We start from the raw sequence: 21,437 nt of genomic DNA, 5'->3' as shown, positions 1-21,437 counted from the left end.
ATCTGACCAAGAGCCAAGGGATCTTTCGGCCCCGGTTTTTCGGACGTTTCGCAGCCCTCACGAGAAAAAAGTGAAAATTTCGTCAAAGCCCGGCTAATCTGAGCACGCTTGTTGCATTCACCTTGAGCATGGTCGGCACGCCGCCTGCATAGGCAAGTGGACTGCGACAAATAACAACAGCTGCACGGGCGACCAAGGAGTTTGGGCATCAAGGACTTAGCGCTTGAAGCGCAGTCCCTGGTTAATCCGAAACAGCGCTGGAGTTGTACGACCCGTCTGACTCGGGAAGTAATTTGCGACACGGATATAACTATTTGCGACACGACCATAAAGTTCCCGCAAGGTTCGTTTCGCAAGTATCGCCAACGTCAGTCAGCGTGATATACATTCCGCCGACTCAAACAAGAAAGAGCCGCCCCAATAAAAAAACCAGGTGGGGCAGCAGTAATCTTCCTAAAAACCAAAGGAGCAAATCACGATGCGCGTGATGAAGTGGAGCATGATCGCCCTGGCCGTAGCGGCAGGCACCTCGCAATTGGCAGTAGCATCTTCGCAGGAAGAAGCCAAGGGTTTCGTTGAAGACAGCACCGTGAACCTGAAAACCCGCGCCATGTACATGAACCGTGATTTCAAACATGGTACTGGCAACCGGGTAAATCCCAACAAGGCAAGTGGTTACGAAAACGGCTACAACGAAGACAGTGGCGCTTCGCTACTGGGCGTATTCGAATCGGGCTTTACCCAAGGCACAGTAGGTGTCGGTGCCGATGTGATCGCGATGGGCTCCGTTCGCTTCGACGGCGGCAGCGGTCGCACCAGCAGTACCGCAGGTAACGGCCTTTTCCGTAACGATAGCGATGGCCATCCGGAAGATTCGCAAGGCAAAGCCGGCGCAGCGGTCAAATTCCGCATCTCCGATACCGTGCTGAAATATGGTGACCAGTTCGTCGCCAGCCCTGTCTTCGCTACCGACGACAGCCGCCTGCTACCTGAACTGGCTCGCGGCACTCTGATCACCAGCAAGGAAATCAAAGGCCTGGAGCTGAGTGCAGGTCGCTTTACCTCGCTGAGTTCCCAGACAGGCATGGGCCACGACAGCATCAACGGCCGTAACGCGAAAGGCCTGACAGCCGCTAACATCGCTGGTGCGACCTACGCCTTCACTGACACCTTCACCGGTACCATTGCCGCGTCGGATGTCGAAGAATACTTCAAGAAGCAATACGTCAACCTGAACTTGACCGTTCCATTGAGCGACGAACAAGCGCTGAACTTCGACTTCAACGCCTACCGCTCCAAGGATCAAGGTGAAGCACGCTACGGGGAACTGGACAACAAACTGTGGAGCTTCGCTGGTGCTTATAGCTTGGGCGCCCACAAATTCACCTTGGCCTATCAGCGCTCCAGCGGTGACACCGGCTATAACTACGGCGTCGACGGTAACGGCACTATCTTCGTAGCCAACTCCATCCAGATCTCCGACTTCCTTGGCAAGGAAGAGAAATCCATTCAAGCTCGCTACGACCTGAACATGGCGTCCTACGGGGTACCAGGTCTGAGCTTCATGACCCGCTACATCAAGGGCGACAATATCGAGACCTCCTCGAACACCGAGGGCAAGGAACACGAATGGAACTTCGAGACCAAATACGTCTTGCAAGAAGGTCCGGCCAAAGACCTGTCCCTGCGCGTTCGCTACGCCGTTTACCGTGCCAACGATGCATATGAGGCGGACTACGCTCCAGACAACAACGATCTCCGCCTGATCGTCGAGTACCCACTGAGCATCCTGTAAGCCCTCACGGCCAACGGACCTCAGCATGAAAAAGCCCGGCCTCGCCGGGCTTTTTCCTTTCCGGTGATCCACTTACAGCAGTTTCAGTTTCCTGCGTCCTATACGTCTCGGATTCCCCCCCGTACAATGCGGGGTCATTTCAGTTAAGCAACCGACAACGGCCTATCATGCGCACCAGTCAATATTTGCTCGCCACACAAAAAGAAACCCCTTCCGACGCGGTCGTCATCAGCCACCAGCTCATGCTGCGTGCCGGGATGATCCGCAAGCTCGCCTCCGGCCTTTACACCTGGCTGCCGATGGGCCTGCGAGTCATGCGCAAGGTTGAAGCGGTGGTTCGCGAGGAAATGAATGCCGCTGGCGCCCTGGAAGTGCTGATGCCCGCCATCCAGCCAGCCGAGCTGTGGCAGGAATCCGGTCGCTGGGAGCAGTACGGCCCTGAGCTGCTGCGCCTGAAAGACCGTCACAACCGTGAGTTCTGCGTAGGCCCGACCCACGAAGAAGTCATCACCGATCTGGCCCGCAACGAGCTGAGCAGCTATAAACAGTTGCCGCTGAGCATGTACCAGATCCAGACCAAATTCCGCGACGAAATCCGCCCACGCTTCGGCCTGATGCGCGGCCGCGAATTCATCATGAAGGACGCCTACTCCTTCCATGCCGACCAGGCTTCCCTGCAGGAAACCTACGACCGCATGCACCAGGCGTATTGCAACGTGTTCACCCGTCTGGGCCTGAACTTCCGCCCGGTGCAGGCCGACACCGGCTCGATCGGTGGCAGCTACTCCCACGAGTTCCACGTGCTGGCCGAGTCCGGTGAAGACGATGTGATCTTCAGCGACAGCTCCGACTACGCCGCCAACATCGAGAAAGCCGAGGCTGTCCCACGGGAAACCGTGCGCCCGGCGCCAACCGAAGCGCTGCGTCTGGCCGACACCCCTGACACCAAGACCATCGCCGCACTGGTCGAAGGCTTTGGCGTTCCGATCGAGCGCACCATCAAGACCCTGATCGTCCACGCGGCGGAAGAAGGCAAGCTGATCGCGCTGGTCGTTCGTGGCGACCACGAACTCAACGAAATCAAGGCAACCAAACTGCCTCAGGTGGCCGACCCCCTGGTCATGGCCAACGAAGCCGAACTGCGCGACGCCATCGGCGCCGGTGCTGGCTCGCTCGGCCCGCTGAACCTGCCGCTGCCTTGCGTCATCGACCGTTCGGTCGCCCTGATGAGCGACTTCGCCATCGGCGCCAACATCGACGACAAGCACTACTTCGGCGTCAACTGGGAACGCGACCTGCCGGTTCCTGAAGTGGCAGACCTGCGCAACGTGGTCGAAGGCGACCCGAGCCCGGACGGCCAGGGCACCCTGCAGATCAAGCGCGGCATCGAAGTCGGCCATATCTTCCAGCTCGGCACCAAATACAGCGAAGCGCTGAAGTGCCAGGTTCTGGGCGAGAACGGCAAGCCGGTCACCCTGACCATGGGTTGCTATGGCATCGGCGTTTCCCGCGTGGTCGCTGCGGCAATCGAGCAGAACTATGACGACAAAGGCATCATCTGGAGCGACGCCCTTGCGCCGTTCCAGATCGCCCTGGTACCGCTGCGCTATGAGACCGAGGAAGTCCGTGCGGCTACCGACAAGCTCTATGCCGAACTGACCGCCGCCGGTTTCGAAGTGCTGCTGGATGACCGTGACAAGAAGACCAGCCCCGGCATCAAGTTCGCCGACATGGAATTGATCGGCATCCCGCACCGCATCGTCATCAGCGATCGCGGCCTGGCCGAAGGCAACCTGGAGTACAAGCATCGCACTGAAAGCGAAGCCCAATCCTTGCCTGTAGCCGAGGTCGTATCGTTCCTGCAAGCCCGCATTCGTCGCTGATAGCCAACGCAAGAGTAGCCATGTTCAGACGAAGTACCTTAACCCTCGGGGGCGCCGCCTTGTGCGGCGCCGTGCTCCTGAGCGGCTGCGCCAACCAGATGTCCCAGCGCAGCGAGCACGAGGAACGCATCGAGCGCAAGTTGCTCGAGCACAGCCTGCAGATCGATGTGGGGGAACCCGAGGTACTCGAGTTGCCGCAACGCCGTGTGCGCATCCACGAACAGAAGAACTTCGAAGTGACTGAATTCGAAGTGACCCGACGTTACGATCGCTACACGCCGTACCAACCCTGGCGCGAAATCTACGAGATTCCGCTGGGCGCGGTGGCGGTGGTCGCCGGTGTCGGTGCCAACGTGGTGAACGTCTTTGCCCTCGGCAGCCTGCCCGACAGCATCACCCATGACTGGCTCAGCTACGGTTTTGCTGGGCTTAACCCGTTCATGAACACGCAGTCCAACGGCCGCGCCCAGCAAAACCTGGCCGGTATCGACGAAGTGCAGAAGGAAAAGCGCCAGGAATACACCAGCCTGCCTTGGGGCGAACGCCCGGTGGAGGTCAAGGCCGGCAAGATGGTTCATGAGCTGACCACCGACCGTAACGGTGTCCTGCGCCTGAACCTGCTGGACAGCCCGTTCAGCGAGCAGAACCTCACCCATATCGGCACGCTGCATCTGTCGGTGTCCGATGAAGACAATCCGGTTCGCGCCGATGCCAGCTTGCTGGTCAGCAGTACGCTGCGTAGCAAACTGACGGAAGCCCATGACCTGATCTTCGATGACCTCGAAGATGACGACGTCAACCAGTGGGTACACCGCGTCAAGCGGCTCTCCGAGCTGGGGCTGGAAGAAGAAGCCAGCGAACTGGAGCAGAGCCTGATCGAGCTGACCCGCAACGATCCGGAACTGCAACAGGAGTTTCTGCAAGCGCTGACCAAGAACGCCGGCCGCCTGGTTGCGGATCCTGGGGCACATTGATCAGCTCGCCACCTGCAAAAAAGCACCGCAAGTCGGTTATCTCAGTCAGTTAAACCTGTTGAGACCCTTCGCGAGCAAGCTCGCTCCTACACTGTAGGAGCGAGCTTGCTCGCGAAGGGCTGCAAAGCAGCCCCAGTAGGGTTAACTGAATGGCCTTGCCGCAAGTCGGTGCTTTTTTTCATTCAGGGCGCAGGAAACAATTCCAACTGCTCGTGCGCACCGCGCAAATCCTGAAGCCGCACACCAATGCCCAGCAACCTGACAGGCCGCCCGCCCCGGGCAAACGCCTGACTGAGCAACTGCTGGTAACTTTCCAGGTCCCGCCCTGCCCCGGCCTGTTCAAGTGTGGTCTGGCTGAAATCATGGAATTTGACCTTCACGAACGGTTTGCCAGGCCGATAGCTGCTATCGATGCGCGCCATCCGGCCGTTCAGCGACTCGAGCAACTCCGGTAATTTCTCCAGGCAACTGGCCAGATCAGGCAGATCATGGTCGTAGGTGTTTTCCACACTGACAGACTGACGCCGGCTGTCGTTCTGCACCGGCCGCTCATCGAGCCCACGCGCCAGGTTATAAAGCCGCTCGCCAAAACCGCCGAACTCCCGCACCAGCGCCAGGCGCTCCCACTGCCGAAGCTCCTCGCAGGTGACGATGCCCAGGCGGTGCAGCTTGTCGGAGGTGACCTTGCCGACGCCATGCAGCTTGTTCACCGGCAGCACGGAAACGAAATCCTCCACCTCTGCCGGCGTAATGACGAATAGCCCGTTGGGCTTGCGCCAGTCGCTGGCAATCTTGGCGAGGAACTTGTTCGGCGCGACCCCCGCCGAGACGGTGATATGCAGGCGCTGCGAAATCTTGCGGCGGATATCCTGGGCGATCAGCGTGCCCGAACCGGAACAGCGCTGGCTTTCGGTGACATCGAGGTAAGCCTCGTCCAGGGACAAGGGCTCGATCAGGTCGGTGTATTCGCGAAAGACGTTATGGATTTCCCGCGATGCTTCTTTATAAGCATCCATCCGCGGCTTGACGATCAACAGGTCGGGGCAAAGGCTCAAGGCGTGTCGCGACGACATCGCCGAGCGCACCCCGAAAGCGCGCGCCTCATAGTTGCAGGTCGCAATGACGCCACGGCGGTCCGCCGATCCGCCCACCGCCAGCGGCCGCCCGGCCAGACGCGGGTCGTCACGCATCTCGATAGCCGCGTAGAAGCAATCGCAGTCGATATGGATGATCTTGCGCTGAAGCATGGACGACCGTTGGTAAGGAAAATTCGTACGCGCAGTATCTCACTCGACCTTGCCCTTCGCATCTAAACCTCCGCACAGCCCCTGAATAGCGCGGTCTGCTCGCTGCAAATGACCGTCAAGTCACTTGCCAGGAATGCTAACCATTTGAAGAAAAAAGGATTTCTTAAAATTATTGATTGACAGGGAATCGTATCCCTGTAGAATCCGCCCCACAGACGCGGGATGGAGCAGTCTGGTAGCTCGTCGGGCTCATAACCCGAAGGTCGTCGGTTCAAATCCGGCTCCCGCAACCAAGTTAAAGAAAAAGGCCACTCGCAAGAGTGGCCTTTTTCTTTGTCTGATTTTTAGGCTCTAGCAGGAATTTCTTGAAAATCAATAATTAAGCATTGACAGTAAACCGCCACACTGTAGAATGCGCCCCACAGACGCGGGATGGAGCAGTCTGGTAGCTCGTCGGGCTCATAACCCGAAGGTCGTCGGTTCAAATCCGGCTCCCGCAACCAAACATAGAAAGGCCACTTGAAAGAGTGGCCTTTTTTGTATGCGCGGAAAAAACTGCCCGCCCTTCTTCCCTGCCCGGCGGCAATGTGAAACTTCTTTAACTATCATGACCCGCACGGATTCGCCTGAACGCTAGTAATATTCAGGCACTATTTTTCCATAGGGATTGGTAACTTGACCGGATACTCCCATCCTGTCGCGCACAATCCCCGAGGTGATTGATGCGCCCAACCGCTGAAGCTGAACCCCACGTGACTGCCGCCCAACCCATCGCACCCCATCGGCTGCGCTGGCTGGAGCTGTTGAGCAAGTATCGCCAGCCCATCGGCCTAGGGGTAACGCTGCTTTTATTTGGCGTTGCGCTAATCGCCTGTCGGCATCTGCTCAGTGAGCTGGATATCTACGCACTGCACGATTCGCTGCTGAGCATTCCCACACCCGCACTGGGCGGGGCCTTCCTGGCCACCGTCGCGGGCTTCGTGATTTTGCTCGGCTACGAGTGGTCCGCCAGCCGCTTTGCCGGCGTCAAGCTACCCCCATCAAGCCTGGCCATGGGCGGCTTCTGCGCGTTCGCCATTGGTAATGCCATCGGGCTGTCGCTGTTGTCCGGTGGCTCGGTGCGCTATCGCTTGTACGCTCGTCAGGGTATCGGTGCCGCCGAGGTGGCGCGCATGACCCTGTTCGCCAGCCTGTCGCTGGGTTGTGCATTGCCCCCACTGGCTGCACTGGCAACCCTGAGCGACCTGGCCTCCGCCTCATCGGCCCTGCGCTTGCCGCAAACCCTGCTGGGCGGTATCGCCATTGCCGTCCTCGTCCTTAGCGCGGCCTTGGCCTACGGCCTGTATCGACGCCGCCTGCCAGAACAGCCCTACACCGACGTCCTGCTGACTCGCATCGGTCGCCGCACCCTGCGCCTGCCCGGCGCCCGCCTGACCCTGCTGCAACTGTTCATCACCGCACTCGACGTCGCCGCGGCCGCTACCGTGCTTTACCTGCTGTTGCCAGAAGCGCCGCCCTTTGGTGCATTCCTGCTGGTGTACCTGCTGGCGCTGGCCGCCGGCGTGCTGAGCCACGTCCCTGGTGGTGTCGGGGTATTCGAAGCGATTCTGCTGGCAGCCTTCGCCAATCAACTGGGTGCCGCGCCCCTTGCCGCCGCCTTGCTCCTGTACCGCCTGATCTACGTGTTGCTGCCAATGCTGGTGGCCTGCGTGGTGCTGCTTGTCAGCGAGGCCCGCCGGTTCATCTTTGCCCAGCAGGCCATCAAGGTCGCCTCGGGGCTGGCTGCTCCGGTGCTCGCGGTGCTGGTGTTCCTGTCTGGCGTCGTGCTGCTGTTTTCCGGTGCCACTCCGGAGATCGACACCCGCCTGGAACACCTCGGCTTCCTGATTCCTCATCGTTTGATCGACGCGTCCCACTTCATCGCCAGCCTGGTCGGCGTGCTCTGCCTGCTGCTCGCTCAAGGTCTGCGCCGGCGCCTGTCTGCGGCCTGGATTCTGACCACCGTTCTGTTGCTGGTGGGCGCCCTGTTGTCCCTGCTCAAAGGCTTCGACTGGGAAGAGGCCAGCCTGCTGACCCTCACCGCCTGCCTGCTGGCGGTGTTCCGTCGCTCGTTCTACCGCCCCAGCCGCTTGCTGGAACTGCCGTTCTCGCCGGTCTATCTGGTTGCCAGTGCCTGCGTGGTCGGTGCTTCGATCTGGCTGTTGCTGTTCGCCTACCAGGATGTGCCTTACAGCAATCAACTCTGGTGGCAATTCACCCTCGATGCGGACGCCCCGCGCGGCCTGCGCTCGGCGCTAGGCAGCGCGGTACTGCTCGTGGTGGTCGCCCTGACCTGGCTGCTGCGCACCGCGCGGCCGGTGATCCATCTGCCCAACGAGGAAGAACTGCAACGTGCCAACCGCATCTTGCTGGCATCGGATCAGCCCGACGGCGGCCTGGCCCTGACCGGCGACAAGGCGCTGCTGTTCCACCCTGACGATGACGCCTTCCTGATGTACGCTCGCCGCGGCCGCAGCCTGGTTGCGCTGTACGATCCGATCGGGCCGGCCCAGCGCCGTGCCGAAATGATCTGGCAGTTCCGCGACCTCTGCGATATTCACCATGCACGTCCGGTGTTCTATCAGGTCCGCGCCGAGAACCTGCCCTTCTATATGGACATCGGCCTGAGCGCGATCAAGCTGGGTGAGGAAGCCAGGGTCAACCTGCTGCGCTTCGACCTGGACGCCAAGGGCAAGGAAATGAAGGACCTGCGCTACACCTGGAACCGCGGCGGACGGGACGGCCTGAGCCTGGAAATCCATGAGCCCGGTCAGGCACCGCTGGAAGAACTGAAGCTCATTTCCGACGCCTGGCTGACCGGCAAGAACGTGCGCGAAAAAGGTTTCTCCCTCGGTCGCTTCAGCGAAGACTATCTGCAACACTTCCGCATCGCCCTGATCCGCTTCGAAGGCAAGCCGGTGGCATTCGCCAACCTGCTGGAGACACACAGCCGCGAACTGGCCAGCCTCGACCTTATGCGCGCCCATCCCGACGCGCCGAAACTGACCATGGAATTCATGATGGTCGGTCTGATCCAGCACTATAAACAGCATGGATATGCGCGCTTCAGCCTCGGCATGGTGCCCTTGTCGGGCCTGCAGCCACGACGCGGCGCACCACTGACCCAGCGCCTGGGTTCGATGGTGTTCCATCGCGGCGAGCAGCTCTACAACTTCCAGGGCCTGCGCCGCTTCAAAGACAAATTCCAGCCCGACTGGGAACCCCGTTACATGGCCGTCCCCGCCGGACTTGATCCGCTGGTGGCACTGGCCGACACTGCCGCCCTGATCGCGGGCGGTCTTACTGGATTGGTGAAACGCTGATGATTCGACGCTACTGGTTTTACCTGCTCGGTGCCCTGATGGTGGCGCTGCTCGCAGCCGCTGTTGGCTTCTGGTTGTGGACCCGCCCGGCTCCAGAGGCTCATGTAGAACACCTGACCCTTAGCGATGGCAGCAGCCTGGTTCGCGCCACGCCAGGCGCCCAGGCCAAGGCCCGCGTGGTCATCGCTTCGCCGCAAGACCAACTGTTGAGCGACAAGCAACTGCTGGACCTGAGCCAGAGTGGCGAAGCCCAACTGGTGCAAGTCACCCTGCCGCCCGCCGACTGCAACCTTCAACAGCAGGCACTGCAACTGGCCCAGCAACAACTCAACGGCGCACCGACCCTGGTCGCCGGTATCGGCCCGGGGGCGAACCTCGCCTGGGACTGGCTGGCCGGACAGAAGGATGACAAGGCCCAGGCCATTTCCGTGGACTTCACCCTGGAACGCGCGGGCTGCAAGCTTCAATCAGCCACGTCCGCACCGCACGGCCACTGGAACGTGGCGTGGAACGACAACCCGGATGATGCCAGTGCCGCCTTCGTGCGCAACCAGGCCAACGCCGAAACCAGCATCAGCGACTACGACATCCATCTCCCGCAGGTGCTCAAGGCACAGTTGACCCAGGCGCTGGTGGGCGAAGACGGCAATGCCATGAGCATTCCCGTTGTTGAAGTCCCGGCGGGCCAAACCACCGACACCGTGACCCTGTTCCTGTCCGGTGACGGCGGCTGGCGTGACCTGGACCGCGATGTCGCCGGCGAGATGGCCAAGCTGGGCTATCCGGTGGTCGGCATCGACACCCTGCGTTACTACTGGCAGCACAAGACGCCTGAGCAAAGCGCTGTCGACCTGTCGGAACTGATGCAGCACTACCGTCAGAAATGGGGCACCAAACGCTTCGTATTGACCGGTTACTCGTTCGGCGCCGATGTCCTGCCGGCGATCTACAACCGCCTGCCGGTCGAGGACCAGAAGCGTATCGACGCCGTCATCCTGCTGGCATTCGCCCGTAGCGGCAGTTTCGAGATCGAAGTTGAAGGCTGGCTCGGCAACGCCGGCAAAGAGGCCCCGACCGGGCCGGAAATGGCGAAGATGCCTGCCGGGAAAGTGCTCTGCGTTTACGGTGTGGAAGAAACCGACGAAAGCGGCTGCACCGACACCACCGCAGTGGGCGAGAAACTCAAGCTGCCGGGCGGCCATCACTTCGATGAAAACTACCCAGCGCTGGCACGCAAGCTGATTGGTGAAATCGAGAGCCGCCAGGGGAAGACCAGCGTGGCGGAGCAGAACTGAGATAAGTGTTGGCGGGGCCGGCTTACGGCCCCGCCTGGATCAAATCTCGACCTGTGTCCCCAATTCGATCACCCGGTTCAGCGGCAAGTTGAAGAATCGCAGGTTACCGTTGGCATTCTTCAGCAGGAACGCGAACAGGTTCCCGCGCCAACGCGCCATGCCTTCCAGGCGCGAGGCGATCACCGTCTCCCGGCTGAGGAAGTAGGTGGTGCGCATCGGACTGAAATCCAGCTCTTCAAGGTGGCACAACCTCAAGGCCGCCGGCACGTCCGGCTCGTCCATGAAGCCGAAGTGCAACAGCACCCGGAAGAACCCGTCACCGTAAGCCTCGACTTCAAAGCGCTCCTGCTCCGGCACCCGCGGCCGATCCTCACTGACCACCGTCAACAACACCACCTGGCTATGCAGCACCTGGTTGTGCAGCAGGTTGTGCAACAGCGCGTGAGGCACGGCATCCGCCCGTGCAGTGAGGAACACTGCGGTGCCCTCGACCCGATGCGGCGGCTGCACGCGAATACTGCTGATGAAGATCGGCAGCGGCAGCCCGCCTTCGTCGATGCGCTCGACAAGAATCTGCTTGCCGCGCTTCCAGGTGCTCATCAACAGCAGCAACACGCTTCCCGCCAATACCGGGAAGGCACCGCCTTGCAGGACCTTGGGCAGGTTGGCGGCGAAAAACAGCCCGTCCACGAACAGGAAGCCCAACAGGATCGGTACCGCCAGCAAAGGTGGCCATTTCCACAGCAGCAGCATCACCGTCGAAACCAGCAGCGTAGTCATCAGCATGGTGCCAGTCACCGCCACGCCATAGGCCGCGGCCAGCGCACCGGAGGATTCGAAACCGATCACCAGCAACACCACGGCAACCATCAGCGTCCAGTTCACCGCGCCGATGTAGATCTGGCCCTGCTCGTCGCTGGAGGTGTGCTGAATCTGCATCCGCGGGATATAGCCGAGCTGGATGGCCTGCCGAGTCAAGGAGAAGGCCCCGGAAATGACCGCCTGGGAGGCGATCACCGTGGCCAGGGTGGACAACGCAATCAACGGCAGCAACGCCCAGCCCGGCGCCAGCAGATAGAACGGGTTACGCGCCGCGTCGGGGTTCTGCAGCAGCAATCCGCCCTGACCGAAGTAATTGAGCACCAACGCCGGCAGTACCAGGGCAAACCAGGCGCGGGCAATCGGTTTACGGCCGAAGTGGCCCATGTCCGCATACAGCGCCTCGGCGCCCGTCAGCGCCAGCACCACCGCCCCAAGGATCGCTACGCCCATGCCCGGATGGACAATGAAGAAGCGCACGGCCCAGACCGGGTTGAACGCCTTGAGCACTTCCGGGCTTTGCGAAATGCCATGCAGGCCAAGGGCCGCGAGCACCAGAAACCAGGCCACCATGACCGGCCCGAAGAGGATGCCGATCTTCGCCGTACCGTGTTTCTGCACCAGAAACAACGCCACCAGTACGACCAGGGCGATTGGCACCACCCAGTGATCGATGCCGTCGAAGGCCAGCTCCATCCCCTCCACCGCCGACAGTACCGATACCGCCGGCGTGATCATGCTGTCACCGTAGAACAGCGCGGCGCCGATCAGGCCACAGACCACCATCATCGCCCGCAACTTCGGGTACGGCGCCGACGCCCTCGCGGCCAGCGCCGTAAGCGCCATGATGCCGCCCTCGCCCTGGTTGTCGGCGCGCAGGATGAACGTCACGTACTTGATCGAAACCACCCAGATCAGCGACCAGGCGATCAGCGAGAGAATCCCCAACACACCATCATGGTTGACCGGCACCCCGTAACCGCCGGTAAAGACTTCCTTGAGGGTATAGAGCGGGCTGGTACCGATATCGCCGTAGACCACCCCGACAGCAGCTACCAGCAGGCCCAGCGATTTTGTTGCGCCATGCCCCGCCCCGGCTTCACTGTTAGCCTGAACCATCAACCACTCCCGCATGCAAGAACCGCAGACCGGTAAATTTCGCGCCAGACGCTATTATTTTTGCTGCTGGCTGAACCTTGGCGTCGGTGTCTGACATTGACGCCAACGCAATGCCGCGAAGCATAGCGCAGCGTTCGTCGCTTTTCTGCTGGTCAAGCGCGTTGTCGCTCGCTAGAATTGCGCACTTTTTGACCAGAGGCGCCCCAGAGCGCCCAGCAGGGTTGCCCACCCTATCCCCGCGGCAGCCCCTCTACACCGAGGTTAACCATGTCCACGACCGCTACTCCTTCCGTGCCAAAGGTAGGATTTGTCTCACTCGGGTGCCCGAAGGCTCTCGTTGATTCCGAGCGCATCCTGACCCAATTGCGCATGGAAGGTTACGAAGTCGTGCCTACCTATCAGGATGCTGATGTGGTGGTGGTCAACACCTGTGGCTTCATCGACTCGGCCAAGGCCGAGTCCCTGGAAGTGATCGGCGAAGCCATCAAGGAAAACGGCAAGGTCATCGTCACCGGCTGCATGGGTGTCGAGGAAGGCAATATCCGTGACGTGCACCCGAGCGTGCTGGCCGTTACCGGCCCGCAGCAGTACGAGCAGGTGGTCAACGCCGTGCACGAAGTCGTGCCGCCCCGCCAGGACCACAACCCGCTGATCGACCTGGTGCCGCCGCAAGGCGTCAAGCTGACCCCCCGCCACTACGCTTACCTGAAGATTTCCGAAGGCTGCAACCACAGTTGCAGCTTCTGCATCATCCCGTCGATGCGCGGCAAGCTGGTCAGCCGTCCGGTCGGCGAAGTGCTGAGCGAAGCCGAGCGCCTGGTCAAGGCCGGCGTCAAGGAGATCCTGGTGATTTCTCAGGACACCAGCGCCTATGGCGTCGACGTCAAGTACAAGACCGACTTCTGGAACGGCCGCCCGGTCAAGACCCGCATGCTGGAACTGTGTGAAGCCCTCAGCAGCCTGGGCGCCTGGGTCCGTCTGCACTATGTCTACCCGTACCCGAACGTCGATGACGTGATCCCGTTGATGGCCGCCGGCAAGATCCTGCCGTACCTCGACATTCCGTTCCAGCACGCCAGCCCGAAAGTGCTGAAGTCGATGAAACGCCCGGCGTTCGAAGACAAGACCCTGGCGCGGATCAAGAAATGGCGCGAGCAGTGCCCGGAACTGATCATCCGCTCCACCTTCATCGTCGGCTTCCCCGGCGAGACCGAAGAAGACTTCCAGTACCTGCTGGACTGGCTCACCGAAGCACAGCTTGACCGCGTCGGCTGCTTCCAGTATTCGCCGGTGGAAGGCGCGCCCGCCAACGACCTGGGCCTGGACGAAGTCCCGGACGAGATCAAGCAGGCACGCTGGGACCGCTTCATGGAGCACCAGCAGGCGATCAGTACCGCTCGTCTGCAACTGCGCATCGGCCGGGAGATCGAAGTGCTGATCGACGAAGTCGAGGAGCAAGGTTCGGTCGGTCGCAGCTTCTTCGACGCACCGGAAATCGACGGTAACGTGTTCATCGATGGTGACCACGGCTTCAAGCCGGGCGACAAGGTCCGTTGCCGCGTGGTCGATGCCGACGAATACGACCTGTGGGCTGAGCCTATCTAAGGCACCCCGCGACGGTCAGCGCCCTCACAGGAACCCAAAGCCCCTCCACGGGGCTTTGTTTTTTCCGGACCGGTCGCATCTCCTCACGGGCGGTTACAATGACCGCCATTCCCTCGCACCACGGCCTCTGCTCATGTCTGAAACCACTCGTCTTTCCAAATGCCTCATCGCCCTCATCGGCTGTTCCCGCCGCGAGGCCGAGCTTTATATCGGCGGAGGCTGGGTCACAGTGGATGGCCAGGTCATCGATGAACCCCAATTCCAGGTCGACGGACAGACCGTCGCCCTGCTCCCCGGCGCCACCACCGAACCTCTGGAAGCCGTCACCCTGCTGCTGCACCAGGAGGCCGGACAGGATTCGCAGAGTGGCTGCCTGAGCATGACCGCCGAGACCCTTTCCGAAGCCCACTCCGCAGGCCGCCGCGCACTGCGCGGACATTTCGCCCGCCTGACCTGCCTCGCCGAGCTGCAACCAGGCGCCAGCGGACTCCAGGTGTACAGCCAGGACTGGCGGACCGTACGCAAGGTCACGGTGGACCTCAATCGCCTGGAACAGGAATACGTGGTGGAAGTCAGCGGCCAGATCATCCAGCACGGCCTCGAGCGACTGAACCGCGGTTTCAACTGGAAAGGCCACGAACTGCCGAAGATCAAGGCGAGCTGGCAGAACGAGACCCGCCTGCGCATGGTGTTGAAGAACCCCGCCTCCGGCCTGATCGACCTGCTCTGCCGCAGTGTCGGCCTGCAGGTGGTCAGCATGCGCCGCATCCGTGTGGGCGGCGTGTCCATGAGCAAACTGCCAGCCGGGCAGTGGCGCTATCTGGACAGCAAAGAAAAATTCTAAGCCTCGCCACGCTGGCGAAGCTCCCGATCAGGACACTTCACATGATTCACAACGATGTACTGCGCAGCCTGCGCTACCTGCTGGACATTTCCGACACGAAAGTGGCCCAGATCACTCGCAGCAACGGCTTCAAGGTCAGCGACGCAGAGATTTCCAGCTACCTGAAAAAGGACGAGGACGAAGGCTTCGTCCACTGCCCCGACGAGGCGATGGCGCACTTCCTCGACGGCCTGGTGGTGTTCCGCCGCGGTCGCGATGAAAGCCGCCCGCCGCTGCCGATCGAACTGCCGGTGAGCAACAACGTCATCCTGAAAAAACTGCGGGTGGCGTTCGAACTCAAGGAAGACGATATGCACGCCATCCTCAAGGCCGCTGACTTCCCGGTGTCCAAGCCGGAGCTGAGCGCCCTGTTCCGCAAGGTCGGGCACAACAACTACCGCCCTTGCGGCGACCAGTTGCTGCGCAACTTCCTCAAGGGCCTGACCCTGCGGATCCGTGGCTGAGCCCATGCACTACAACGTCTCGCCCGTCGGCTTCGTCCGCTCCTGCTTCAAGGAGAAGTTCGCCATTCCGCGTCAGCCTCAACTGGCGCCCGCGGCGCGGGGCGTGCTGGAACTGGTGCCGCCGTTCGATACCGGTGACGCCGTCGCAGGACTGGAGCAGAGCAGCCATGTGTGGCTGCTGTTCCTGTTCCACCAGGCGCTGGAAGACAAACCACGCCTGAAGGTGCGTCCACCGCGACTGGGCGGCAACACCTCGATGGGCGTTTTCGCCACCCGGGCCACTCACCGGCCCAATGGGATTGGCCAGTCGGTGGTCAGGCTGGAGAAAGTCGAGCCGGGTCGGCTTCTGCTTTCGGGAATCGACCTGCTGGACGGCACGCCAGTGCTGGATATCAAGCCCTACGTGCCGTACGCCGACAGCGTCGCCGAGGCCAGCAACACCATGGCCAGCGCCCCGCCTCCTGCGATCGACGTGGAATGGAGCGAAAGCGCCCTGCCCCAGGCTCACAGCCATGCCCAACGTCTCGGCGAGCCGCTGGTTGAGCTGATTGAGCAGTGCCTGGCCCAGGATCCGCGCCCGGCCTATCAGGTGCCGCCCGCAGAGCGGGTGTATGGCGTGAAGTTCTGGGATGTGCAGGTGCGCTGGCACTACCCGCAGCCGGAGCGTATCCGGGTGCTGGAAGTGGTGGCCGACTAGCTCCCGCTTTTCGACAGGCAAAAAAAAACGCAGGCCGCAAGGCCTGCGTTTTTCATGGTGCGTAACGCTTACTTCTCGACGAAGGCGCGCTCGATCAGGTAGTCGCCCGGCTCACGCATACGCGCGGAGATCTTCAGGCCGAAGCTGTCCAGCACTTCGCTGGTTTCGTCGAGCATGCTCGGGCTACCGCAGATCATCGCACGGTCGTCCTGCGGGTTGATCGGTGGCAGACCGATGTCGCTGAACAGCTTGCCGCTGCGCATCAGGTCGGTCAGACGGCCCTGGTTCTCGAACGGCTCGCGGGTAACGGTTGGGTAGTAGATCAGTTTTTCGCGCAGCGCCTCGCCGAAGAACTCGTTCTGTGGCAGGTGCTCGGTGATGAACTCGCGGTAGGCGACTTCGTTCACGTAACGCACGCCGTGAACCAGGATCACTTTCTCGAAGCGCTCGTAGGTTTCAGGGTCCTGGATGACGCTCATGAACGGCGCCAGGCCAGTACCGGTGCTGAGCAGGTACAGGTGCTTGCCAGGATTCAGGTCGTCGAGCACCAGCGTGCCGGTAGGCTTTTTGCTGATGATGACCTCATCGCCTTCCTTCAGGTGCTGCAACTGCGAAGTCAGCGGGCCATCCGGCACCTTGATGCTGAAGAACTCCAGATGCTCTTCCCAGTTCGGGCTGGCGATGGAGTAAGCGCGCATGAGCGGGCGGCCATTAGGCTGCTGCAGGCCGATCATCACGAACTGACCGTTCTCGAAGCGCAGGCCCGGGTCGCGGGTGCACTTGAAGCTGAACAGGGTGTCGTTCCAGTGGTGCACACTGAGGACACGTTCGTGGTTCATGTTGCTCATGTAGGGGGCTCCTGAAAAAAACGCAGCGCTAAACCGTGAGCGCGATTGCGCGATAGTTTAGTGCGGAGGACAATATCTGTTAACTGAATTATCAAGATATGTCTTATCGGTTATATAGATATGCGATTTACACTTCGTCAGCTTCAGGTCTTCGTGGCCGTTGCACAGCATCAAAGCGTGTCTCGCGCGGCCAATATCCTGGCCCTTTCGCAGTCGGCCGCCAGTACATCCATTACCGAACTCGAGCGGCAATCCAGTTGCCAATTGTTCGACCGCGCCGGCAAGCGTCTGAGCCTCAACGCCTTGGGCCATCAGTTGTTGCCCCAGGCGGTGGCGCTGCTCGACCAGGCCAAGGAAATCGAAGACCTGCTCAACGGCAAGTCCGGTTTCGGCTCGCTGGCGGTGGGCGCAACGCTGACCATCGGCAACTACCTGGCGACGCTGCTGATCGGCAGCTTCATGCAGGTCCACCCGGAAAGCCAGGTCAAACTGCATGTGCAGAACACTGCACATATCGTGCATCAGGTCGCTCATTACGAAATTGATCTGGGTCTAATCGAGGGTGACTGCAATCACCCTGACCTGGAAGTCCAGCCGTGGGTGGCGGACGAACTGGTGGTGTTCTGCGCCCCGCAGCATCCGCTGGCCCAGCGCGGCCAGGCCAGCCTCGAGGAACTGACCCGGGAAGCCTGGATTCTCCGCGAGGAAGGCTCCGGCACGCGCCTGACCTTCGACCAGGCCATGCGTCATCACCGCTCGATTCTCAATATCCGCCTGGAGCTGGAACACACCGAAGCCATCAAGCGCGCGGTGGAGTCCGGGCTGGGCATCGGCTGCATTTCCCGCCTCGCGCTGCGTGATGCCTTCCGCCGCGGCAGCCTGGTGGCGGTCGAAACGCCGGACCTGGACTTGGCGCGGCAGTTCTACTTCATCTGGCACAAGCAGAAGTATCAGACTTCAGCCATGCGAGAGTTCCTGGAACTGTGCCGGACCTTTACCGCCGGGGTAAAACGCAGCGACGAGATCGTGCTGCCGAGTATTGCCTAGAGAAGAATGACGCCCCAGGTCACTGCGACCATGGTCAGCGCTACCAGTTGCGCGGCGCTGCCCATGTCCTTGGCGTTTTTCGACAGCGGGTGGCGATCGAGAGAAATGCGGTCGATGGCAGCCTCTACCGCCGAATTGAGCAGTTCGACAATCAGCCCCAACAAGCAGACCGCGATCAAGATCGCCCGCTCGGCGCGACTGACATCCAGCCAGAACGCCAGCGGCACGAGGATCACGTTCAGCAGCACCAGCTGACGAAACGCCGCTTCGCCGGAAAATGCCGCACGCAACCCGTCCAGGGAATAACCCGCAGCATTGAAGATACGTTTGAGGCCGGTCTGGCCCTTGAAAGGAGACATAGAGTGCCGTTCGAACTGTTGGGAAGCGGTGCAGGCTAGTACACCGCGGGTCAAAAAACCGTGAAGGCCAATGGCCTCATCCGGCGGAAACGGATTCAAGTTGTTGCAGAAGCAACGCCGCCTGGGTCCGCGTGCGGACGCCGAGCTTGCGGAAAATAGCGGTGACGTGCGCCTTGATGGTCGCCTCCGACACGCTCAGTTCATACGCGATCTGCTTGTTCAGCAGCCCTTCACAGACCATGGTCAGCACCCGGAACTGCTGTGGCGTGAGGCTGGCCAGACCTTCGCTGGCGGCCTTGGCCTCAGCGGAAACATCGACCTTCTCGAACGCCTGCGGCGGCCACCAGACCTCGCCGTCGAGCACCTTGCGCACCGCGTCCTGGATGGACTCCAGCGGGCTGGACTTGGGAATGAAGCCGCTGGCACCGAACTCGCGCGACTTGACCACGACGGAGGCTTCCTCCTGGGCCGAGACCATGACAACCGGGATCTGCGGGTACTGCCCACGCAGCAGCACAAGGCCCGAGAAGCCATAGGCACCGGGCATGTTCAGGTCGAGCAAAACCAGGTCCCAGTCGGATTTTTCAGTGAGGCGGGTTTCCAGTTCGGCGATGCTGGCGGCTTCCACCAGACGGATATCGGGCCCTAGCCCCAGGGTCACGGCCTGGCGCAAGGCGCTGCGAAAAAGAGGGTGGTCATCGGCAATCAGGATTTCGTATGTGGCCATCGATCTAATGATCCTGTTCTGTGCAGGTGCCGGGAGAGGCCGGAACCTGTCGGAGCAACTCAAGGCGACAGCGGCAATGCCGTACGCCAAAAAGGCACAGCGGGGCCAGTGAATACAGCATTCAAGCCCTCGACGTGCCCGAATCGGCGCCAAGGATGACGAGGCGGGACGGGGTGGTCAAGTTCGCCCCCGGCTCATTCTGGTGCCGACTCCATCATTATGAAGCAAAGCGTAACACTTGCCCCTTGGACTATAGGAAGGGCTTGAGACGCTGATGGACGGCGTCGTCCAGATCCAGCGGCAATTGGAACTTGGCCCCCAGGTAGTGAGCGCTGAACACGTCCAGGTAGGCGTCCAGCGCTTGCGCCGCAGCCTGATCGCCTGCCAGCTCAAGGCACATCGCCGCCACTTCGGCGGTGCAGAAGTGGTCGTCACGCTTGGAGCGGCGCAGCCGATAGCGGGAAATCTGCTCCGGTTGCAGGCTCAGCACCGGGAAACGGTCCAGATACGGGCTCTTGCGAAACATCTTGCGCGCTTCCGTCCAGGTCGCATCCAGCAGGATGAACAGCGGACGCTTGCCCTCCCCCGGCTCGACACCGGTCACCACCCGTTGCGACTCGACAAACTCTCCCGGGAAGACGATGTAAGGCTGCCATTGCGGGTGGTCAAGCAGCGCCAGCAGGTCCTGTTCGACGACAGTGCGTTGCCAGCCGAACGCCGTGGTATCGGCGATCACATCGGCGATCAGCCAACCGGTATTGGTCGGCTTGAGGGGCTCGGTGTCGTGCATCAGCAGGCACACGGCCGACTCGGCGGCGGTCCGAGGACGCCAGGCGCACAGGCAGTAATCGGCGATTACCCGGCAATCCGCACAGCGCGGCGCCCGCGCCCCACGAGCAACAAAGGGTTTGATACTGCGGGACAGGCGCTCAGTACGCAGGCGCGATACGGCGTGGCTCATGACGGGATACGGCGAGAACAGATGAGGGAAAGCACAGCACAGACTCGGCGGGGCGAAAGGCGCGAAGTTTACGGCACAACGGCTTTGCCGTGCAGGGAATTGTCCTACTCCACTATAATCCCGCACCTATTGATGGCTGCCACTGCCTGCACCCGGTGAGGGAACACGGCGTGCGGATGCAGGTCAAAGCGCCAGTTACCGAATCTGGAGAAATGAATGCTGCGTTTTATCGCCCCTACCCTGGGCTTGCTGCTGGTCCTGCCTCTTGCCGCCAATGCCGCGTCCAAGCAGGAATATGAATTGACCCAAATGCTGGAGAAGGTTGCCCAAGACAGCAGCGTCGGTACCCCACGGGCCATCAACGAAGACATTCTTGACCAAGGCTACACCGTCCACGGGCCGCAACTGATCAACCACCTCAGTGTGCGGGCAAGCCACGCTCAGCAGATGCGCGCCAACCCTGACAAAGTGCGTGATCAGTTGGGTTCCAGTGTTTGCAGCAATACCGGTTATCGCCAATTGCTGGCACGCGGCGCTGTGCTGACTTATCAGTTCACCGAGTACAAGACCAATCGCCCGGTAGCGACCGAGAACTTCAATGCGCAGAGCTGTGGGCTCAATGGCAAGAAGAAAAAGTGATGGTGCCGCGCCAGGCTCTGTGTGAGATGTATTCGAGCGAAGGTCAGGCAAGGCGAAAACAGGCGAGGAAGCGGAGTTTACTGGTTGTAAATGAGCATTCCGAGCCTGTTTTCAACGCAGCATGACCGAGTTCGGATGCATATCGCACAGAGCCTACATCAACTGGCTGCTTTCGCGCCTTTGTTCCTCGTCAGCGCGCAACTCTGCTACCAGCGCCTGCAGGTAGCGAGAGCGCCGCTCTCCTCCTGAAAGCCTGCGCAGGCATTCCTCTTCAAGGCTCAGGTTGTTTGCCTGGGCCGACCCTTGCAGAAGTCGAAACAACTGGCTGTCGATTTCAAGAATGACGCGTTGGACTCTTTGCATTAGCAGCCTCCCTGCGATGCACTCGTCGCTATTGATCAGTTAACCAGACAAGTCGGAAGATTGGATCCCATCTGACGAGCGGTCCCGCACTGATTGCGAAAGCGAATAAAACGATTATCTGTCATGACCTTATGCGCACATGTTGATCCAAGCGCAAACACACCGCAGGGTCTAGATTGATTACAAATACCTTTCATCTTTCGGACAGGTAAAGGGTCGTCCGAGACGGTTGTGTTGCACTTGCCAGGATGACAAGCAAAGGGATCGAAATCATCACTGCGACGAGACCTTTCAAGGTCCACTGCAACGCCGGGGCCATCCAGCCCCGGCCTGCGCAGCCAGCGACTCAA

18 protein-coding genes and 2 tRNA genes are annotated in these 21,437 nt (G+C 60.8%); 13 read left to right on the top strand and 7 right to left on the bottom strand.

What is annotated here, in order from left to right; translation table 11 throughout:
• Nucleotides 1-478 precede the first annotated feature (478 nt).
• From NTD82_RS13760 to NTD82_RS13750, 3 genes are all read left to right on the top strand, one after another.
• On the top strand, nt 479-1,795 hold the full coding sequence (locus NTD82_RS13760) for an OprD family porin (protein ID WP_262129092.1): 1,317 nt from the start codon (nt 479-481) through the stop codon (nt 1,793-1,795).
• Between the two features lie 167 nt (nt 1,796-1,962).
• On the top strand, nt 1,963-3,678 hold the full coding sequence (locus NTD82_RS13755; protein WP_262129091.1) for a proline--tRNA ligase: 1,716 nt from the start codon (nt 1,963-1,965) through the stop codon (nt 3,676-3,678).
• Nucleotides 3,679-3,698: 20 nt separating this feature from the next.
• A complete protein-coding gene (locus NTD82_RS13750) occupies nt 3,699-4,652 on the top strand; it encodes a hypothetical protein (RefSeq protein ID WP_095154018.1) in 954 nt (317 codons plus the stop codon).
• Nucleotides 4,653-4,834: 182 nt separating this feature from the next.
• Here NTD82_RS13750 and dinB read toward each other — a convergent pair whose 3' ends face one another.
• Nucleotides 4,835-5,899, bottom strand: coding sequence for a DNA polymerase IV (dinB, locus tag NTD82_RS13745; RefSeq protein ID WP_262129090.1), 1,065 nt, complete (start codon nt 5,897-5,899; stop codon nt 4,835-4,837).
• A 216-nt stretch (nt 5,900-6,115) separates the two neighbouring features.
• Here dinB and NTD82_RS13740 point away from each other — a divergent pair.
• From NTD82_RS13740 to NTD82_RS13725, 4 genes are all read left to right on the top strand, one after another.
• Nucleotides 6,116-6,192: transfer RNA gene (locus NTD82_RS13740), tRNA-Met, on the top strand.
• A gap of 133 nt (nt 6,193-6,325) precedes the next feature.
• A tRNA-Met gene (locus tag NTD82_RS13735) sits at nt 6,326-6,402 on the top strand.
• 219 nt (nt 6,403-6,621) lie between these two features.
• Complete coding sequence (gene mprF, locus NTD82_RS13730) at nt 6,622-9,261, top strand: bifunctional lysylphosphatidylglycerol flippase/synthetase MprF (RefSeq protein WP_262129089.1); 2,640 nt, start codon at nt 6,622-6,624, stop codon at nt 9,259-9,261.
• The gene (locus NTD82_RS13725) at nt 9,261-10,556 is read left to right on the top strand and encodes a virulence factor family protein (protein WP_095154021.1); all 1,296 of its coding nucleotides are present in this window, start codon (nt 9,261-9,263) and stop codon (nt 10,554-10,556) included. Before mprF ends, NTD82_RS13725 begins: the two co-directional genes overlap by 1 nt.
• A gap of 39 nt (nt 10,557-10,595) precedes the next feature.
• Here the strand turns inward: NTD82_RS13725 and NTD82_RS13720 are convergent, their stop codons facing one another.
• On the bottom strand, nt 10,596-12,494 hold the full coding sequence (locus tag NTD82_RS13720) for a potassium transporter Kup (RefSeq protein ID WP_095154022.1): 1,899 nt from the start codon (nt 12,492-12,494) through the stop codon (nt 10,596-10,598).
• Nucleotides 12,495-12,761: 267 nt separating this feature from the next.
• On the opposite strand from NTD82_RS13720, the gene rimO reads away from it, so the two are divergent.
• The 4 genes from rimO (at nt 12,762) to tsaA (ending at nt 16,143) form a co-directional block, all read left to right on the top strand.
• A complete protein-coding gene (gene rimO, locus NTD82_RS13715) occupies nt 12,762-14,099 on the top strand; it encodes a 30S ribosomal protein S12 methylthiotransferase RimO (protein WP_110968366.1) in 1,338 nt (445 codons plus the stop codon).
• A 133-nt stretch (nt 14,100-14,232) separates the two neighbouring features.
• Nucleotides 14,233-14,943: an rRNA pseudouridine synthase gene (locus NTD82_RS13710; protein ID WP_095154024.1), complete on the top strand. Its 711-nt coding sequence runs from the start codon at nt 14,233-14,235 to the stop codon at nt 14,941-14,943.
• Nucleotides 14,944-14,984: 41 nt separating this feature from the next.
• Nucleotides 14,985-15,446, top strand: a complete 462-nt coding sequence (locus tag NTD82_RS13705) for a DUF1456 family protein (RefSeq protein WP_095154025.1) — start codon at nt 14,985-14,987, stop codon at nt 15,444-15,446.
• Between the two features lie 4 nt (nt 15,447-15,450).
• Complete coding sequence (gene tsaA, locus NTD82_RS13700) at nt 15,451-16,143, top strand: tRNA (N6-threonylcarbamoyladenosine(37)-N6)-methyltransferase TrmO (protein WP_262129088.1); 693 nt, start codon at nt 15,451-15,453, stop codon at nt 16,141-16,143.
• Between the two features lie 68 nt (nt 16,144-16,211).
• Here the strand turns inward: tsaA and fpr are convergent, their stop codons facing one another.
• A complete protein-coding gene (gene fpr / locus NTD82_RS13695; RefSeq protein ID WP_095154027.1) occupies nt 16,212-16,991 on the bottom strand; it encodes a ferredoxin-NADP reductase in 780 nt (259 codons plus the stop codon).
• 120 nt (nt 16,992-17,111) lie between these two features.
• Between fpr and NTD82_RS13690 the strand changes: the two genes are divergently transcribed.
• Entirely contained in the window at nt 17,112-18,038 is a 927-nt protein-coding gene (locus tag NTD82_RS13690; protein WP_095154028.1) for a LysR family transcriptional regulator, read from the top strand.
• On the opposite strand, the gene NTD82_RS13685 is transcribed toward NTD82_RS13690, so the two are convergent.
• The 3 genes from NTD82_RS13685 to NTD82_RS13675 form a co-directional block, all read right to left on the bottom strand.
• Complete coding sequence (locus tag NTD82_RS13685; RefSeq protein WP_095154029.1) at nt 18,035-18,397, bottom strand: diacylglycerol kinase; 363 nt, start codon at nt 18,395-18,397, stop codon at nt 18,035-18,037. The genes NTD82_RS13690 and NTD82_RS13685 overlap by 4 nt on opposite strands.
• 76 nt (nt 18,398-18,473) lie before the next feature.
• Entirely contained in the window at nt 18,474-19,124 is a 651-nt protein-coding gene (erdR, locus tag NTD82_RS13680; RefSeq protein WP_095154030.1) for a response regulator transcription factor ErdR, read from the bottom strand.
• Between the two features lie 250 nt (nt 19,125-19,374).
• Entirely contained in the window at nt 19,375-20,085 is a 711-nt protein-coding gene (locus tag NTD82_RS13675; protein ID WP_095154031.1) for a tRNA-uridine aminocarboxypropyltransferase, read from the bottom strand.
• A 216-nt stretch (nt 20,086-20,301) separates the two neighbouring features.
• Between NTD82_RS13675 and NTD82_RS13670 the strand changes: the two genes are divergently transcribed.
• Complete coding sequence (locus tag NTD82_RS13670; protein ID WP_095154032.1) at nt 20,302-20,724, top strand: quorum-sensing-regulated virulence factor family protein; 423 nt, start codon at nt 20,302-20,304, stop codon at nt 20,722-20,724.
• Between the two features lie 153 nt (nt 20,725-20,877).
• Here NTD82_RS13670 and NTD82_RS13665 read toward each other — a convergent pair whose 3' ends face one another.
• Nucleotides 20,878-21,087, bottom strand: coding sequence for a hypothetical protein (locus NTD82_RS13665; RefSeq protein ID WP_095154033.1), 210 nt, complete (start codon nt 21,085-21,087; stop codon nt 20,878-20,880).
• Nucleotides 21,088-21,437 lie beyond the last annotated feature (350 nt).

It is taken from the genome of Pseudomonas sp. 5P_5.1_Bac1 (genome assembly GCF_025466015.1).
Classification (GTDB): Bacteria; Pseudomonadota; Gammaproteobacteria; order Pseudomonadales; family Pseudomonadaceae; genus Aquipseudomonas.
The sequence above is the reverse complement of the archived record's forward strand: the minus strand, read 5'-3'. Positions and strand labels throughout refer to the sequence as shown.

Bases quoted from the DNA above. Each gene is read 5' to 3' on its own strand.
- NTD82_RS13760 (WP_262129092.1), top strand. From the start codon at position 479: ATGCGCGTGATGAAGTGGAGCATGATCGCCCTGGCCGTAGCGGCAGGC.
- NTD82_RS13755 (WP_262129091.1), top strand. From the start codon at position 1,963: ATGCGCACCAGTCAATATTTGCTCGCCACACAAAAAGAAACCCCTTCC.
- NTD82_RS13750 (WP_095154018.1), top strand. From the start codon at position 3,699: ATGTTCAGACGAAGTACCTTAACCCTCGGGGGCGCCGCCTTGTGCGGC.
- dinB (WP_262129090.1), bottom strand. From the start codon at position 5,899: ATGCTTCAGCGCAAGATCATCCATATCGACTGCGATTGCTTCTACGCG.
- mprF (WP_262129089.1), top strand. From the start codon at position 6,622: ATGCGCCCAACCGCTGAAGCTGAACCCCACGTGACTGCCGCCCAACCC.
- NTD82_RS13725 (WP_095154021.1), top strand. From the start codon at position 9,261: ATGATTCGACGCTACTGGTTTTACCTGCTCGGTGCCCTGATGGTGGCG.
- NTD82_RS13720 (WP_095154022.1), bottom strand. From the start codon at position 12,494: ATGGTTCAGGCTAACAGTGAAGCCGGGGCGGGGCATGGCGCAACAAAA.
- rimO (WP_110968366.1), top strand. From the start codon at position 12,762: ATGTCCACGACCGCTACTCCTTCCGTGCCAAAGGTAGGATTTGTCTCA.
- NTD82_RS13710 (WP_095154024.1), top strand. From the start codon at position 14,233: ATGTCTGAAACCACTCGTCTTTCCAAATGCCTCATCGCCCTCATCGGC.
- NTD82_RS13705 (WP_095154025.1), top strand. From the start codon at position 14,985: ATGATTCACAACGATGTACTGCGCAGCCTGCGCTACCTGCTGGACATT.
- tsaA (WP_262129088.1), top strand. From the start codon at position 15,451: ATGCACTACAACGTCTCGCCCGTCGGCTTCGTCCGCTCCTGCTTCAAG.
- fpr (WP_095154027.1), bottom strand. From the start codon at position 16,991: ATGAGCAACATGAACCACGAACGTGTCCTCAGTGTGCACCACTGGAAC.
- NTD82_RS13690 (WP_095154028.1), top strand. From the start codon at position 17,112: ATGCGATTTACACTTCGTCAGCTTCAGGTCTTCGTGGCCGTTGCACAG.
- NTD82_RS13685 (WP_095154029.1), bottom strand. From the start codon at position 18,397: ATGTCTCCTTTCAAGGGCCAGACCGGCCTCAAACGTATCTTCAATGCT.
- erdR (WP_095154030.1), bottom strand. From the start codon at position 19,124: ATGGCCACATACGAAATCCTGATTGCCGATGACCACCCTCTTTTTCGC.
- NTD82_RS13675 (WP_095154031.1), bottom strand. From the start codon at position 20,085: ATGAGCCACGCCGTATCGCGCCTGCGTACTGAGCGCCTGTCCCGCAGT.
- NTD82_RS13670 (WP_095154032.1), top strand. From the start codon at position 20,302: ATGCTGCGTTTTATCGCCCCTACCCTGGGCTTGCTGCTGGTCCTGCCT.
- NTD82_RS13665 (WP_095154033.1), bottom strand. From the start codon at position 21,087: ATGCAAAGAGTCCAACGCGTCATTCTTGAAATCGACAGCCAGTTGTTT.